This window comes from Bradyrhizobium sp. SHOUNA76, from assembly GCF_023006445.1.
Lineage (GTDB): Bacteria > Pseudomonadota > Alphaproteobacteria > Rhizobiales > Xanthobacteraceae > Bradyrhizobium.
The window spans coordinates 1-958 of record NZ_JALBHA010000975.1 but is presented as its reverse complement, the minus strand read 5'-3'; the positions used below and the strand labels follow the sequence as shown (position 1 = coordinate 958).

3 protein-coding genes are annotated in these 958 nt (G+C 63.5%); 1 reads left to right on the top strand and 2 read right to left on the bottom strand.

What is annotated here, in order from left to right; all coding sequences use genetic code 11:
* Positions 1-194: 194 nt before the first annotated feature.
* Positions 195-332, top strand: coding sequence for a hypothetical protein (locus tag MOV74_RS39085; RefSeq protein WP_212080336.1), 138 nt, complete (start codon positions 195-197; stop codon positions 330-332).
* Positions 333-371: 39 nt separating this feature from the next.
* Here MOV74_RS39085 and MOV74_RS39080 read toward each other — a convergent pair whose 3' ends face one another.
* A complete protein-coding gene (locus MOV74_RS39080) occupies positions 372-518 on the bottom strand; it encodes a hypothetical protein (RefSeq protein WP_018318322.1) in 147 nt (48 codons plus the stop codon).
* Positions 519-715: 197 nt separating this feature from the next.
* A partial coding sequence (locus MOV74_RS39075) for a MaoC family dehydratase N-terminal domain-containing protein (RefSeq protein ID WP_246932940.1) occupies positions 716-958 on the bottom strand: 243 nt, incomplete at its 5' end.

Genomic DNA, 958 nt, shown 5'->3' with positions numbered 1-958 from the left:
AGTGACGCGCCGCAGAGCCGGGGCCCGTGGTCATGATAGATGCGCGGCGCGATGGGTCCCGGCTCTGCGCAGCAGCGTTCCACGCTGCAGCGCGTCCGGGACACGGGCGTGCGCCTTTGAACCCTCCGCCCTTCCCCAGCGACGAATGCCAAGCGCCCGTGGCCTGTTCGGCCGGGGACTTGGGGACATTTCACATGGAAAGCATTCGGCCCGACACCACGGACCCGATACCGCTCAGGCCAGCGCCGAATCAAATCGGCACAATCATGCTGCGCTTTGTCGGGCTGTTGGCGGTTGCGATCGCCATCCTGGCGTTCGTCTATAGCCGCTGAGGCGCGGCCGGATGCCGGCCGCGAAAAATTAACGAACTCTTACCGGCTTGCGTCGACCGCCGAGGCTTCCAGGGTATAGGCGCCATCGGCATAGCCCTTCACCACCATGCCGGCGACCAGCATCACTGCCAGTGTCGCGGTCGCGAAGATAAATCCGACAAATTTGAGTGCGCCGCGATCTGCCATGGTCCTCGTCCCCTGTCTCTGCCAATTCGTTTCAAATAGACAGCGACAGGTTCATAATTAGTTAGCAACTCGATGGTTCCGACAAACTGCTTCGCGGTAACCATGTTGCGCAGGCTTATGGCAGCCGCCCCAAAACGCGTCCATAGCGCGCGGGCAACACTCGCGCACTGATTTGGACCGTTCATCCTGGAACAGATCTAACCGGCCTTCGCTCGCGTCGCAACGAAGGCGCTGGCGGTGATGGAATAGACGTCTTCGCCTCGCTGATTGGTGCCGGTGGTGCGGACGGTCACGATGCCCCAGCCGGGGCGCGAGGCGGAGATACGCTTGTCGACGATGCCGCTGACGTAGCTGATCGTGTCGCCGGCGAGCACCGGCCTGATCCAGCGCAGGTCACGAAAGCCCGGCGATGGGCCGCCCGCCGCGACCTCCTCGCCGCG